At 68.5% G+C, this 12,356-nt stretch carries 12 protein-coding genes; 6 read left to right on the top strand and 6 right to left on the bottom strand.

Annotated features, from left to right (window positions below):
* Positions 1 to 27: 27 nt before the first annotated feature.
* Positions 28 to 477: a MoaF C-terminal domain-containing protein gene (locus ACLJQ7_RS27935; RefSeq protein ID WP_410651125.1), complete on the top strand. Its 450-nt coding sequence runs from the start codon at positions 28 to 30 to the stop codon at positions 475 to 477.
* A gap of 779 nt (positions 478 to 1,256) precedes the next feature.
* The gene (locus tag ACLJQ7_RS27940) at positions 1,257 to 2,702 is read left to right on the top strand and encodes an APC family permease (RefSeq protein WP_410651126.1); all 1,446 of its coding nucleotides are present in this window, start codon (positions 1,257 to 1,259) and stop codon (positions 2,700 to 2,702) included.
* Here the strand turns inward: ACLJQ7_RS27940 and ACLJQ7_RS27945 are convergent.
* Positions 2,682 to 3,431, bottom strand: a complete 750-nt coding sequence (locus ACLJQ7_RS27945) for a GntR family transcriptional regulator (protein ID WP_410651127.1) — start codon at positions 3,429 to 3,431, stop codon at positions 2,682 to 2,684. The genes ACLJQ7_RS27940 and ACLJQ7_RS27945 overlap by 21 nt on opposite strands.
* 109 nt (positions 3,432 to 3,540) lie before the next feature.
* Here ACLJQ7_RS27945 and ACLJQ7_RS27950 point away from each other — a divergent pair, with 109 nt between their 5' ends.
* The gene (locus ACLJQ7_RS27950) at positions 3,541 to 4,410 is read left to right on the top strand and encodes an aldolase (protein WP_410651128.1); all 870 of its coding nucleotides are present in this window, start codon (positions 3,541 to 3,543) and stop codon (positions 4,408 to 4,410) included.
* 20 nt (positions 4,411 to 4,430) lie between these two features.
* A complete protein-coding gene (locus ACLJQ7_RS27955; RefSeq protein ID WP_410651129.1) occupies positions 4,431 to 5,915 on the top strand; it encodes a CoA-acylating methylmalonate-semialdehyde dehydrogenase in 1,485 nt (494 codons plus the stop codon).
* 348 nt (positions 5,916 to 6,263) lie between these two features.
* Here the strand turns inward: ACLJQ7_RS27955 and ACLJQ7_RS27960 are convergent, their stop codons facing one another.
* Entirely contained in the window at positions 6,264 to 7,652 is a 1,389-nt protein-coding gene (locus ACLJQ7_RS27960; RefSeq protein ID WP_410651130.1) for an amino acid permease, read from the bottom strand.
* A gap of 170 nt (positions 7,653 to 7,822) precedes the next feature.
* On the opposite strand from ACLJQ7_RS27960, the gene ACLJQ7_RS27965 reads away from it, so the two are divergent.
* Positions 7,823 to 8,728, top strand: coding sequence for a glutaminase (locus ACLJQ7_RS27965; RefSeq protein ID WP_410651131.1), 906 nt, complete (start codon positions 7,823 to 7,825; stop codon positions 8,726 to 8,728).
* 36 nt (positions 8,729 to 8,764) lie between these two features.
* Positions 8,765 to 9,247 (top strand): MSMEG_6728 family protein, encoded by a 483-nt coding sequence (locus tag ACLJQ7_RS27970; protein ID WP_410651132.1) that lies wholly within the window; start codon positions 8,765 to 8,767, stop codon positions 9,245 to 9,247.
* Between the two features lie 174 nt (positions 9,248 to 9,421).
* Here ACLJQ7_RS27970 and ACLJQ7_RS27975 read toward each other — a convergent pair whose 3' ends face one another.
* The 4 genes from ACLJQ7_RS27975 to ACLJQ7_RS27990 form a co-directional block, all read right to left on the bottom strand.
* Positions 9,422 to 9,838: a hypothetical protein gene (locus ACLJQ7_RS27975; protein ID WP_410651133.1), complete on the bottom strand. Its 417-nt coding sequence runs from the start codon at positions 9,836 to 9,838 to the stop codon at positions 9,422 to 9,424.
* A 29-nt stretch (positions 9,839 to 9,867) separates the two neighbouring features.
* Positions 9,868 to 10,296: a winged helix-turn-helix transcriptional regulator gene (locus ACLJQ7_RS27980; RefSeq protein WP_410651134.1), complete on the bottom strand. Its 429-nt coding sequence runs from the start codon at positions 10,294 to 10,296 to the stop codon at positions 9,868 to 9,870.
* Positions 10,297 to 10,305: 9 nt separating this feature from the next.
* Positions 10,306 to 11,199, bottom strand: coding sequence for an MBL fold metallo-hydrolase (locus tag ACLJQ7_RS27985; RefSeq protein ID WP_410651135.1), 894 nt, complete (start codon positions 11,197 to 11,199; stop codon positions 10,306 to 10,308).
* Positions 11,200 to 11,453: 254 nt separating this feature from the next.
* A complete protein-coding gene (locus tag ACLJQ7_RS27990; protein ID WP_410651136.1) occupies positions 11,454 to 12,314 on the bottom strand; it encodes a LysR substrate-binding domain-containing protein in 861 nt (286 codons plus the stop codon).
* Between the last annotated feature and the right edge of the window lie 42 nt (positions 12,315 to 12,356).

A 12,356-nucleotide genomic window follows, 5' to 3' on the forward strand; every position in this document is an offset into this window, starting at 1 on the left:
ATACCAGCGATCCGGAGGTTTCAGCCCGTGCGACTCGACGTCCGCTTCTTCCCAGTGACCGGGACCCATCCGCTCAGCACCGACCTCGTCGGGCTCCGAGCGAACTTCCATTACGGCTCCGGGAACGTGCTGGAGCAGCACTACGCGGACCGGACGACGATGATCTGGACCGGTGTGTCCGGTGATTTCGCCGGTGTCCGGCAGAAGGAGGCGACACTGCGCGTCTTCGAAACCGGCCCGGCGCGGTATTTCGTCACCTGGTACGAAACCGGGACCGTGGCGACGGCCGCGCACGGCGAAATCTTCGACGGCGGTTACCCCATCGCGGTGATGGCCGATTTCGACCGCTTGGTCGCGACGGCGGCCTATACGAATCCTCGCGAGGACGGCGGCCAGTATTTCCTGGTCGACCAGGCGACCATCGAGATTCTGGAGAAGCCGCACGGGTGGCCCTCCTTTCCCGAACCGCGGTCGTGAGTGGAGATTCGGCCCGGAAGCAAGCCGGGGGCACGGGGCGCGGCCGATTGACGATCATCGGCCACTCGGTCCGGGCCTTCCCTCCACCACCTCATGAAACGGCTCACTTGGTCGGTCGACGCCCCACCACTCGGTGTGCGCCCCTGAGGTGCATCGTCGCTGGCCACAACCCCAAAGCTACTCCGCCTCGAACACCTGCACTAGGCCGAACAGCTCAACTCGGAGAATTGCCGAAAAATGGCAACAGCGAAGAGAGCCTTAAAGCTGCGAAGCGCTTTAAGGCGCGAAGCAACATAGGCGCTTCGTCGCTCACCTAAGGCAAAGTGTCACGTCGTGAGTGCGATTCGGGTTCTAGCCGACACTGGCTTCAGGCCGCTGTCGATCCCGGGGCGCGAGTACAGCGCCAGGCCTGCGATCCCGGCAGGACAGGGAGAGACACCGGCACCGAACGAGTCAGGTCTCGTGACTGGACGGACGACACGCGTGCTCCGACGGACGACACGCGTCACTGGACGGACGACACGACCACGGCCGGGGCACCACCACGAGTCCTCCGCACCATCACGCGTGCCGTCCTTCCCGACTCACGAAAACGCCACCCGCGCGCCCGCGGCAGGTACCCACGACACCGGTTGGACCTGCCCCGAATCGCCGCTCACGACCCGCACGACCGACAGCGGAGGACCAGGCGCTGACGAACAAGCCCCGAGCACGCAGAGACAAAGGACCGAGAGCGTCCGCTCCCATACTGGCCGTCAAGCCGAGACGAGGAGCACCGAATGAGCCGAGACGACACGTCGCTCGCCAAGAACGTCCTTGGCGTGCCGGGCATCGTCTTCCTCGTGCTCGCGGCGGTCGCGCCACTGACCGGGATGATCGTGATCGCGGCCATCGGTATCGCGGTCGGGAACGGCGGCGGCATGGTCGCGGCGTTCCTGCTGGCGACGGTCGTCCTGCTGCTGTTCGCCGTCGGCTACGCGCAGATGTCGCGGGTGCTCACCAGCGCGGGCGGCTTCTACGCCTTCGTGGTCAAGGGTTTGGGCAGGACGCCGGGTCTCGTCGCCGGATTCGTCGCGATGCTCGGGTACAACTGTTTCGTCGCGGGCGCGATCGGCACGAGCGGGTTCTTCACCTCCACGGCGATCGACGACGTCTTCGGCCTGAAACTCGATTGGCTGTTCTGGAGCGCGCTTTCGGTCGTGTTGGTCCTCCTGCTCAGCCGCCGGGGAATCGCGGTCAGCGCGAAGGTACTGGGTGTCTCGCTGGTCCTCGAAGTGTCGATTCTGCTGATCATGGACTTCAGTGTGCTGTTCCGGCACGGCTTCTCCTTCGCCGCGTTCAGCCCGTCCGTCATGTTCCAAGGCGCGGGCGGTCTGGCGTTGTTGTTCGCCGCCAACGCTTTCATCGGGTTCGAGGCGACGGCACTGTTCGGCGAGGAGGCCAAGGATCCCCGGCGGACGATCCCGCGGGCGACCTACATCGCGATCGGGTTCATCGGCGTGTTCGCCGCGTTCACGACCTGGGCCGTGGTCAGCGCGATCGGCGCCGAGCAGGCACAGGACGTGGCCGCCGCGCATCTGTCGAGCGGGGATCTCGTGCTGTCGGTCGCGCAGGAGTACCTCGGCGGCCCGTTGACGAAGGTGATGTTGCTGCTCCTGGTGGTCAGCCTGTTCGCGGCACTGCTGGCGCTGCACAACTCGGCCACCCGCTATCTGTACGCGCTGGGCCGGGTCGGCGTGCTGCCGCGTCTGCTGGGCAAGACCAGCCCGCGCAACGGCGCGCCGCGCTACGCCTCGATCGTCCAGCTGGCCTTCGGTTCGCTGGTGGCGTTGGCGTTCCGCCTCGCGGGCCTCGACCCCGTCGCCGACCTCACCGCGAGCATGACCGGTTTCGGGACGCTCGGGATCCTCACCCTGCAGTTGTTCGCGGCGGTGGCGATCCTGGTCCACTTCCGCCGGACGCGGGATCGCCGGGTCGTGAAGACGCTGATCGCCCCCGGGCTGGGCGCGGTGGGGCTCGGGCTGATCGTGACGCTGGCGATCCTCAACTTCCCGACGCTCGCCGGGTCGAGCAACGGCGTCGTCCCGCACCTGCCGTGGCTGCTCCTGGTGGTCGCGCTGGCCGGGCTCGCGCTCGCCGCCTGGCTGCGGCGGTTCCGCCCTTCGGTGTACGACGCGCTGGAGACCGACCTGGAACGGGAACCGTCAGACGTTGTTGGTCAGTGAGAGGTTGAACGAGTAGCGCGACGCCCGGTAGACGTGCCACCCGTACTCCACGACCTTGCCGGAGTCGTCGTAGGTGGTGCGGTGCATGGTGAGCAGCGCCGCGCCCGGCTCCTCGTCGAGCAGTTCGGCGTCCTCCTCGGTCGCCTGCCGGGCGCCTACGTTCTGCTGGGCGGCGTGCAGACGGACACCGGCGGAGCGCAGTAGCTGGTAGAGGCCCTTGTCCCGCAGTTCGTCGTCGGCCGGGGCGATGAGGCCGTCGGGCAGGTAGTTGTTCATGATCGCCAGCGGCTCGCCGCCGGTCGAGCGCACCCGCTTCAGCCGCCGGACGTGGGTCAGGCCCGGCGTCTCGAGCTGCTCGATCGCGTCTTCGCCCGCGGGCTCGACCCGGTTGACGAGGACGACGGACTCCGGTTTGTCGCCGAGTTCGCTGAGGTCGTCGAAGAGGCTGCTCAACCGCAGTGGCCGCGCGACCTTGGTGCGCACGACCTGCGTGCCGACACCGCGCTTGCGGACGAGCAACCCCTGGTTGACCAGCGACTGGATCGCCTGGCGGATGGTCGGCCGCGACAGGTGCAGCCGCGCGGCCAGATCGAGCTCGTTGTCCAGCCGGGCGCCGTTCGGCAGCCTGCCGTCTTCGATGGCGGCGCCGATCTGCCGGGCGACCTGGGAATACAGCGGCTCCGGGCCGTTCGGATCCACCACGATCTCGCCGGGCGCCCAGGGTCTCATGCGCGGAGCCTACCGCGATCGGTCACTATGACCTTATGTCCATATGTCTTGACAAAGTCACGCACCGCTTGCGATGGTCGCAAGACCACGTGAGCCGGGAGGTACGGAGTTGTCGGACACAGTGCGCCGGATAGTCACCACGCGGGTGCGCGATCCCGGAGCCGTCGCGGTGGCCGCCGCCACCCGCGTCCGGGCGAAGTCGCCGTTCAACGACAGGGGCCGCACGATGATCATCGCCGCGGATCATCCGGCTCGCGGCGCGAACGGCGTCGGCGCCGACCCGCTCGCGATGGCCGACCGCGGCGAACTGCTCGACCGCCTCGGCCTGGCGCTGGACCGCCCCGGGGTCACCGGCGTGCTGGCCACGCCGGACATCATCGACGATCTGCTGCTCCTCGGCGCCCTCGACGGCAAGACCGTCATCGGCTCGATGAACCGTACCGGACTCGCGGGATCGAGTTTCGAGATCGACGACCGGTTCGCCTGCTACGACGCCGAAACCATCGAGCGGATGCGGTTCGACGGCGGCAAGACGCTCACCAGGATCTGCCTGACCGACCCGGCGACGCCCAGCGTCCTCGAGAACACCGCGAAGGCGGTCGACGACCTCGCCGACCGGAAACTGATCGCGATGGTCGAGCCGTTCCTCGCGGACTGGGTCGACGGACGCCTCCGCACCGACCTCTCCCCCGACGCCGTGATCCGCTCGATCACCATCGCCTCCGCGCTCGGCCGCTCGTCGGCCTACACCTGGCTGAAACTTCCGGTGGTGAAGGACATGGAGCGTGTGCTGGCCGCCTCGACCCTGCCCGCCGTCCTGCTGGGCGGCGAGGTCAAGGACCCCGACGCCGCGTTCGCCGCCTGGCAGCGCGCGCTCGCGCTGCCGACCGTGCAAGGCCTCGTGGTCGGCCGGTCCCTGCTCTACCCGCACGACGGCGATGTCGCCAAGGCCGTCGACACCGCCGTCGGACTGCTGTGAACACCTGTGGAGGACAACGCGTGAAGACCATCGACCACTGGATCAACGGCACCGCGACCACGGCGGGCTCCACCCGCACCGCCCCGGTGTACGACCCGGCCGCGGGACGCGCGCGGGCGGAAGTGCTTCTCGCGGAAGCGTCCGATGTGGACACCGCGGTCGCCGCGGCGGGCAAGGCGTTCGAGACGTGGGGCGATTCGTCGTTGTCCCAGCGGACGAAGGTGATGTTCGCCTTTCGCGAGCTGCTGGTGAAGCACGAGGACGAACTCGCCCGGATCATCTCCGCCGAGCACGGCAAGGTGATCGACGACGCGCGCGGCGAGATCGTCCGCGGCCGCGAGATCGTCGAGTACGCCTGCGGGATCGCCGACGCGCTCAAGGGCGGCTTCTCCGACCAGGTCTCGCGGGACGTGGACGTGCACGACTTCCGGCAGCCGCTCGGGGTCGTCGCCGGGATCACGCCGTTCAACTTCCCGATCATGGTGCCGCTGTGGATGCACCCGATCGCCATCGCGGCGGGCAACACGTTCGTGCTCAAACCCAGCGAGCGGGTCCCGTCCGCGTCCCGACTGGTCGCCGAACTGTACGCCGAGGCAGGGCTTCCCGACGGCGTGTTCAACGTGGTAAACGGGGACAAGGTGGCGGTCGACGCGATCCTGGAGCATCCCGATATCGCGGCCGTTTCGTTCGTCGGCTCGACCCCGATCGCCAAGTACGTCCACGAACGCGCGACGGCGACCGGCAAACGCGTGCAGGCGCTGGGCGGGGCCAAGAACCACGCCGTCGTCCTGCCCGACGCCGATCTGGAGTACGCCGCGAACCACCTCACGGCCGCCGCGTTCGGTTCCGCCGGGCAACGCTGCATGGCGATCTCCATCGGCGTCGCCGTGGGTTCGGCGGGCGACGGGCTGATCGAGATCCTCGAGCGCAAGACCGCCGAGATCAAGGTCGGCCCCGGACACGAGGCGGGCAACGACATGGGGCCGGTGGTCACGGAGGCCGCGCGGCAGCGGGTGATCGACTCCGTCGCCCTCGGCGCGGAGCAGGGCGCGACCGTGGTGGTCGACGGCCGGGACCTGCTGGTCGCCGGGCACGAAGAGGGTTTCTTCGTCGGACCGTCCCTTTTGGACCACGTGACCACCGAGATGGCCGCCTACCGCGACGAGATCTTCGGGCCCGTGCTCGGGATCGTGCGGGTGTCCACTCTGGACGAAGCGATCGCACTGATCAACGCGAACCCGTACGGCAACGGGACCGCGGTCTTCACCGGTAGCGGAGAGGCCGCGCGGCGGTTCCAGCGGGAGGTGAAGGTGGGAATGATCGGGGTTAACGTGCCCATCCCGGTGCCGATGTCGTACTACTCCTTCGGCGGCTGGAAGGACTCCCTCATCGGGGACAGCCCGATCCACGGCCCCGCGGGCGTCCGGTTTTACACGCGGGCGAAGGTCGTCACGACACGCTGGCCGCACTCCGCCGCCGGCTTCAACTTCCCGACCTCCAGCTGACGACCGCGTTTCGTCCTCTGAGTGCGGCAACACGCATTCAGAGGTCGAAATGCGGGCCCGTCAGCCGGAGGTCGGGGTCGCGGTGGGCTGAAGGCTCCTTTCGCCGAGCCCCGATGCGACGACAGGAGCCTTCCGGCCTTGGCCTCGACTGCCAACGCAGGGGCTTGGTTGCGCAAGCCGATCACGACGTCAATTGTCCATAAAGGACGCTAAGCCCGCTCTGCGTGCCCGATTTGGGCACTTTGCGCGGGGGTCGTGAGTGGTATTGGTCGTTCTAACCCTCTTTACCACTCACGACCCCGCCACAAGAATGCGCAAAGCTCCCTCAAGAGGAACCGTCCTCACCACTCACGACCCGCCGCGGGCCTGCCGTTTCCCGACGATCCGCCAGCCGACCGCCAGGACCACGACCAGCACCGGGATCGAATAGAACGCGATCTTCTCGGCACCGTCGGAGAAGCCCATCAGGACGACGACCAGCGCGAGGAAGCCGAGCGTCGCCCAGCCGCTGTAGGGCGCCCAAGGCATCCGGTAGGACGGCCGTTCCAGCTCGCCGCGCAGCGCCGCCTGACGCAGCCGCAGCTGGCAGAAGATCAGCGTCGCCCAGGTGGTGATCACGCCGAGCGAGGCGATCGCGATCGCGATGTCGAAGGCGTCCTTCGGCACCAGGTAGTTGAGCACGACGCCCAGCACGTACGCGCCGGAAGTGAACAGGATGCCGCCGTAGGGCACATGACGGCCGCTCATCCGGCCGACGAACTTCGGCGCCTCACCCTTGTCCGCGAGCGCCCGAAGGATGCGGCCGGTCGAGTAGAGGCCGGAGTTACAGCTCGACAGCGCGGCGGTGAGCACGACCGCGTTCATCACGTCGCCGATGCCCGGGATCCCGAGCCGGCTGAACACGGTGACGAACGGGCTCTCGCCGCCGTTGTAGAACGGCCACGGCAGCAGCATCGCCAGCATCAGCACGGATCCCACGTAGAACACGCCGATCCGCCAGACGACCCCGTTGATGGCCTTCGGCAGCACCTTACGGGCGTCCTTCGTCTCGCCGGCGGCGATACCGACGACCTCGATGGCCGAGTACGCGAAGATGACCGCCTGCAGCGTCATCAGCGCGATGCCGACGCCGGCCGGGAAGAATCCATTGTGGGCGGTCAGGTTGTGCACGCCCGCCGTGGTGCCGCCGATGTCGGCGCTGGTGAACACCAGCCCCGCCGCGGTGACCAGGAAGACCACGATGGCCAGCACCTTGACCACCGAGAACCAGAATTCCAGCTCGCCGAACAGTTTCACCGACAGCAGGTTCACCACGATCAGCACCCCGAGCGCGACCAGCGCGGTGATCCACTGCGGCACGTCGGGCAGCCACTTGTGCACGTAGATGGCGACCGCGGTGATCTCCGCGATCCCGGTCATCGCCCAGTTCACCCAGTACATCCAGCCGGAGACGAAACCAGCCCACGGCCCGATGAACTTGCGGGCGTAGGTGACGAAACTGCCGGAAGTCGGCTCGTGCAGCACGAGCTCACCGAGAGCGCGCATCACGAAGTACGCGGCGATACCGCAAAGCGCGTACGACAGGACCAGCGACGGCCCGACCTGCTGGAGCTTTCCACCGGCACCGAGGAACAGCCCGACGCCGATCGCGCCGCCGATGGCGATCATCTGCACTTGGCGGTTGCCCAATGCTTTTGAGTAGCTTTCACCTTTTTCGGTGAGCAGCGAGGAATCCATGGTTGCCAGACGCTAGAGCGTGTGCGGCAGGTCACCAACAATGCTAAGGAAGACTTAAGGTGTGCGGCACGTCACTGCGATGGTTTGACCGGAATTTCCCGTTTCAATTTGACAAGCTCACCGGTGAACCCCGATCTTCGCGCGCGAACGAGCGCTTCTACGCTACGGCCGTGGACCTCGCAGCGCTGCTGGACCGGATCGCCGACGACGTCGCGCCGGAGATCGGCCGCGGCTTCGTCGCGGACTACATCCCCGCCCTGGCCAGGGTCGAACCCGGGCGGTTCGGCATGGCGGTGGCCGATGTGGACGGTGGGGTGCATGGCGTCGGCGACTGGGAGACGCCGTTCTCCATCCAGAGCATGTCGAAGGTCTTCACCCTGGCTCTCGCGCTCTCCCACGGCGACGGCGTGTGGGCACGAGTGGGCCGCGAGCCGTCCGGCAACCCGTTCAACTCGCTGGTCCAGCTGGAGAACGAGGACGGGATCCCCCGCAATCCCTTCATCAACGCCGGCGCGCTCGTGGTGACCGACGAGTTGGCGCACCACGGCGACGCGGCGGAGACGCTGCTTCGGTTCCTCCGCGAGGAAAGCGGCCGCGCGGACATCGGGATCGACGCCGACGTCGCCGCGTCCGAGGCCGACCACGCCGACCGCAACCGCGCGCTCGCGTATTTCATGGCGTCATACCGGAACATGCGTCATCCGGTGCCCGCCGTCCTCGACCAGTACGTGCGCCAATGCTCGATCGCGATGAACTGCGGCGACGTCGCGCGCGCGGCGGTGTTCCTCGCCCGCCACGGCGTGCGCAACGACGGCACCCGCCTGCTCGAGCGAAGCGCGGCCAAGCGGGTCAACGCGGTGATGCTGACCTGCGGCACCTACGACGCCGCGGGTGAATTCGCCTATCGCGTCGGGCTTCCGGGTAAAAGCGGGGTCGGCGGCGGTATCGTCGCGATCGTCCCCGGCCGGTGCGCGATCTGCGTGTGGAGCCCGGGGCTGGACCCGCGCGGCAACTCCGTCGCGGGCGTCGCGGCGCTGGACCGGTTCACCACCCTGACCGGCTGGTCGATCTTCTGATCCGTTTGAACCCGCGACGACGGGGAAGCCGCCGGTGTGCAGACGTTTCTCCCGTTCGCCGGGTTCCGGGCCTCCGCTTCCGTCCTCGACCAGCGGAGGCTCGGCAAGCAGCGGGTCGAGACGATCCAGGTGCTGCGCGCGCTGACGGTGCCGGGATACGGCTGGCGGCACCATCCGGCCGCGGCGATGTGGGCGGGTTACGAGGAAGCGCTCGTCCGGTACGGCTTCGACATCTGCGAGGTCTGGTGCGAGACCGGACGGCAGGACACCTGCCGCGAAACACTGCGGGTGGATCTGCTCCGCACCACCGGGCTCGACGAGATCCGCACCCAAGCCAGGCTCGCGGACGCGAAAGAGCTTCCACCCTGGCTCGGCGACACGGACTTCCATCGCAGCCACCAGTCCGCGCTCGTCCGCAAGGACCCCGCGCACTACCGCGCGAGTTTCCCGGACGTCCCCGACGACCTGCCGTACGTCTGGCCGGCGTCGGACCGTCCGCGACGAGAAGGAACGCGATGACCAAGCGATTCCACCAAGGCGGAGGAGATCACCTTCGACACCGAGGCGGGCGGGCTTGTGTACCGCTTCGCTGCCGCTCTTGTCGCTGCGCACCAGGTATTGCGGCACTTCCTTGACGCGCACACGCCCGAGGCACTGTGGTCATGACCTGGGGCCACGATCCCTGCGCGTAGCTCAACCCGACGGCCGCCCCATCTCGTGTCCGGGCCGCCCCTCGGTACGCCTGCTGCGCTTGATCCGCTCTTCGTGCAGGTGACGGCGCCCTCCGGTCAGGTCTTCGGCGACGTCCCGCGTCAGGTCGCGGTAGGCCCGGTAGTAGCCGTCGTCGTACTCTTCGATCACCTGGAAGGTCCACCTGTCCGGCAGCACGTTGAGCCCGATCAGCTCGGTCTCGATCCGCTCGGCCCAGTCCGCGTGCCCGGCCTTGCGAAGGCCTTCGACGGCCTCCCCGAGCGCGAAGTCGGCTGTCCCCGTGAGGTGATGGAAGGCGTACAGGTGACCTCGCGCCTGCTCGACCGTTTCGAGGGCGAAGATCAGCTTTCCGACGGCGTCGACGGTCGTCTCGTCGGGTTCCGAAGATGAGTCCGGCATGTCCGGGGATTGCCCCGGCGCCGGGGTTTCTACACCCCGGCGTCGTACCGCGTCCTGGCGTCGTTGATCGCGTTGATATGGGATTCGGCCCAATCCCGGAGCACCGCCAACGGCGCGGTGAGGGTGTGGCCGAGCTCGGTCAGCGTGTACTCGACCTTCGGCGGCACCGTCGGATGCACGGTGCGCGTGACCAGCCCGTCGCGTTCGAGGCCGCGCAGGGTCTGGGTGAGCATCTTCTCGCTGACCCCGTCGATCGCGGCGCGCAGTTCGCTGTAGCGCTTGGTCCCCGTGGAGAGGCATCCGACGATGAGCGCGGTCCATTTGTCCGCGATGCGATCCAGCACCTGACGTGAGGGGCACGGCGCGCTGTACACGTCGGCGGGCCGCCCGTCCGGCAACCAGGCCAGTACCTGGCCGGGAGTGCCTGGACGGGGACGGCGGCGGTGTGGTTCCGGCATGCCGCGACGTTATCCGGTGGCCGGGCCGGCGGCCCAGATCCGGCGCAGCGCGGGCGGCAGGACCCGGCCGAACACCTGTCCGGCGAAATGCCCGCCGGCGAGGATCGTCCGGTCGTCCTCGATCTCCTTCAGCAGGTGCTCGCGGGTGGCGACGCCCTCCACCGGATCGACGTCGAACGCGAACGTCCAGTGGCTTTCGGTGATCTGCACCTGGCAGTGCATGACGTCGCCGAGCACGACGACGCGGCGGGGATCGTCCCCGGCCGGATCGGTGATCACGAGGCTGCTGTGCCCGGGCGTGTGCCCCGGCGTGGCGAGTATCCGCACGCCTGGCGCGATGATGTCGCCGTCGCCGAAGAAGCCGATCACCTCGGCCAGCGGCCGCTGCACGGCGAGCGGATCCGGACCGACCGGCTCGTTCGTGCCGGACCAGTGCGCCCATTCGGCCTCGCTGACGAGATGCCGTGCCGCCGGGAAGGTCAGGCCGGTCACCGGCCCGCCCGGGCCGTCCGGCGTGGGCGGGACGTTCGTCGTCCAGCCGACGTGGTCGTGGTGGAGATGTGTGTAGATCACGGTGTCGACGTCTTCGGGGGCCAGGCCCTCCGCGGCCAGTGCGCCGAGCAGGCCGCCGCCGTGGAACTCGGCGGCACCGGGCAGGGTGAAGTCGGCCGCGCCGAGCCCCAGGTCCACCAGGATGGCCCGGTCTCCGGTGCGGATCAGGAACGAGCCGATGCTGACCGGGAACCAGCCGCGTTCGTCGAGGAACGCGTCGTGGGCGGCCCAGCCGGACGGGACACTCGACGGCAGGAAAACGGCGGGGTTGAGCCAGGCGTGACCGTCCGGCAGGTAGGTGACCGTGGTCCGGCCGACCTGGATCCGGGACCTGGCAGCGGGTCTCGACATGAAGCGGACTCCCTTGTGGATGGTGAGCGAACCTGTACTCACTTTCGGGGAGCCGCTCTCCGGAGGGAAGTACGCACTTGCAAGTGCGCGCTAGCGCGTGTTTCACAAGTCTGTTCGATGGGCTTCGTGATCCAGGTGGTTCCTGACCGTGCGAGCGGATCGGCCTCGTACCGGGTCGTACTCGGCCGCATCCGCCCGTGCCGTCAGGGACCGCCTGGGCGCGAAGACCGCGAACAAGACTTGTGAAACACGCGCTAGCGATGGCTTTCGATGGCGATCCGCGCGAACGAGCGGATCAGCGGGCTCTCCCGCGTCGTCACCCAGGCGACGACCAGCGGGCTCGGTGGCATGTCGGCCAGCGGTACCCAGATGAGCCCGTCGGGCAAGGTGTGCCCGAGCGGCGCGATCCCGGCCGAACCGTTCCAGAGCACGGCCTGAAGGCATTCGCCGACCGTGCGCACCACCGGCCCGGCAGGGCGTTCCCCGACGGGCGCGGCCCCGTTCCAGTACTCGCGCCACAGCGGATCCGTGCCGTCCGGCAGCTGGAACCAGGGCCGATCGGCGACGTCGGCGAGCCGCAACGACGCACGATCGGCGAGCGGGTCACCGGTGCGCAGCACCAGCCCAACCGGGTCTGAACGCAGGACGCGGACACTGAGACCGGTTTCGTCGAACGGCGACCGGGTCAGCGCGACGTCGGCCAGCCCGGCGCGCAGCCCGGTGGTGGGATCGGTGAAATCCGCCTCGCGGAAGCGGATCGAGATCTCGGGATGCCGTCGCCGGAAGGCCGCGGCCAGCCGGGTGCCCGCCTCCCCCGCTCCGTCGGTCAGGGTGCCGACGGTGAGCGTCGCGGGCCCCGCCGCCGCCGTCACCCGAGCGCGGGCACGGTCGGCCTGGTCCAACAGGGTGCGGGCCTCGGCGTACAAGGTGGTTCCGGCGGCGGTGGGCTCGACGCCGGCGGCCGAGCGGAGCAGCAGGACGACGCCCAGGTCGTTCTCCAGCTGCCGGATGGCCCGGCTGAGTGGCGGCTGGGTCATGTGCAGCCGCGCGGCCGCCCGGCCGAAGTGCCGTTCCTCGGCGACGGCCACGAAGTAGCGCAGCAGACGAAGCTCCATCACCAGCGATGATACCCAGCAGGTATCGGGTGATGGAGATCG

It is taken from the genome of Amycolatopsis sp. cmx-4-54, from assembly GCF_046548895.1.
Lineage (GTDB): Bacteria > Actinomycetota > Actinomycetes > Mycobacteriales > Pseudonocardiaceae > Amycolatopsis.

Bases quoted from the DNA above. Each gene is read 5' to 3' on its own strand.
- ACLJQ7_RS27985 (WP_410651135.1), bottom strand. From the start codon at position 11,199: ATGTCGAGACCCGCTGCCAGGTCCCGGATCCAGGTCGGCCGGACCACG.
- ACLJQ7_RS27945 (WP_410651127.1), bottom strand. From the start codon at position 3,431: ATGAGACCCTGGGCGCCCGGCGAGATCGTGGTGGATCCGAACGGCCCG.
- ACLJQ7_RS27975 (WP_410651133.1), bottom strand. From the start codon at position 9,838: ATGCCGGACTCATCTTCGGAACCCGACGAGACGACCGTCGACGCCGTC.
- ACLJQ7_RS27940 (WP_410651126.1), top strand. From the start codon at position 1,257: ATGAGCCGAGACGACACGTCGCTCGCCAAGAACGTCCTTGGCGTGCCG.
- ACLJQ7_RS27990 (WP_410651136.1), bottom strand. From the start codon at position 12,314: ATGGAGCTTCGTCTGCTGCGCTACTTCGTGGCCGTCGCCGAGGAACGG.
- ACLJQ7_RS27980 (WP_410651134.1), bottom strand. From the start codon at position 10,296: ATGCCGGAACCACACCGCCGCCGTCCCCGTCCAGGCACTCCCGGCCAG.
- ACLJQ7_RS27960 (WP_410651130.1), bottom strand. From the start codon at position 7,652: ATGGATTCCTCGCTGCTCACCGAAAAAGGTGAAAGCTACTCAAAAGCA.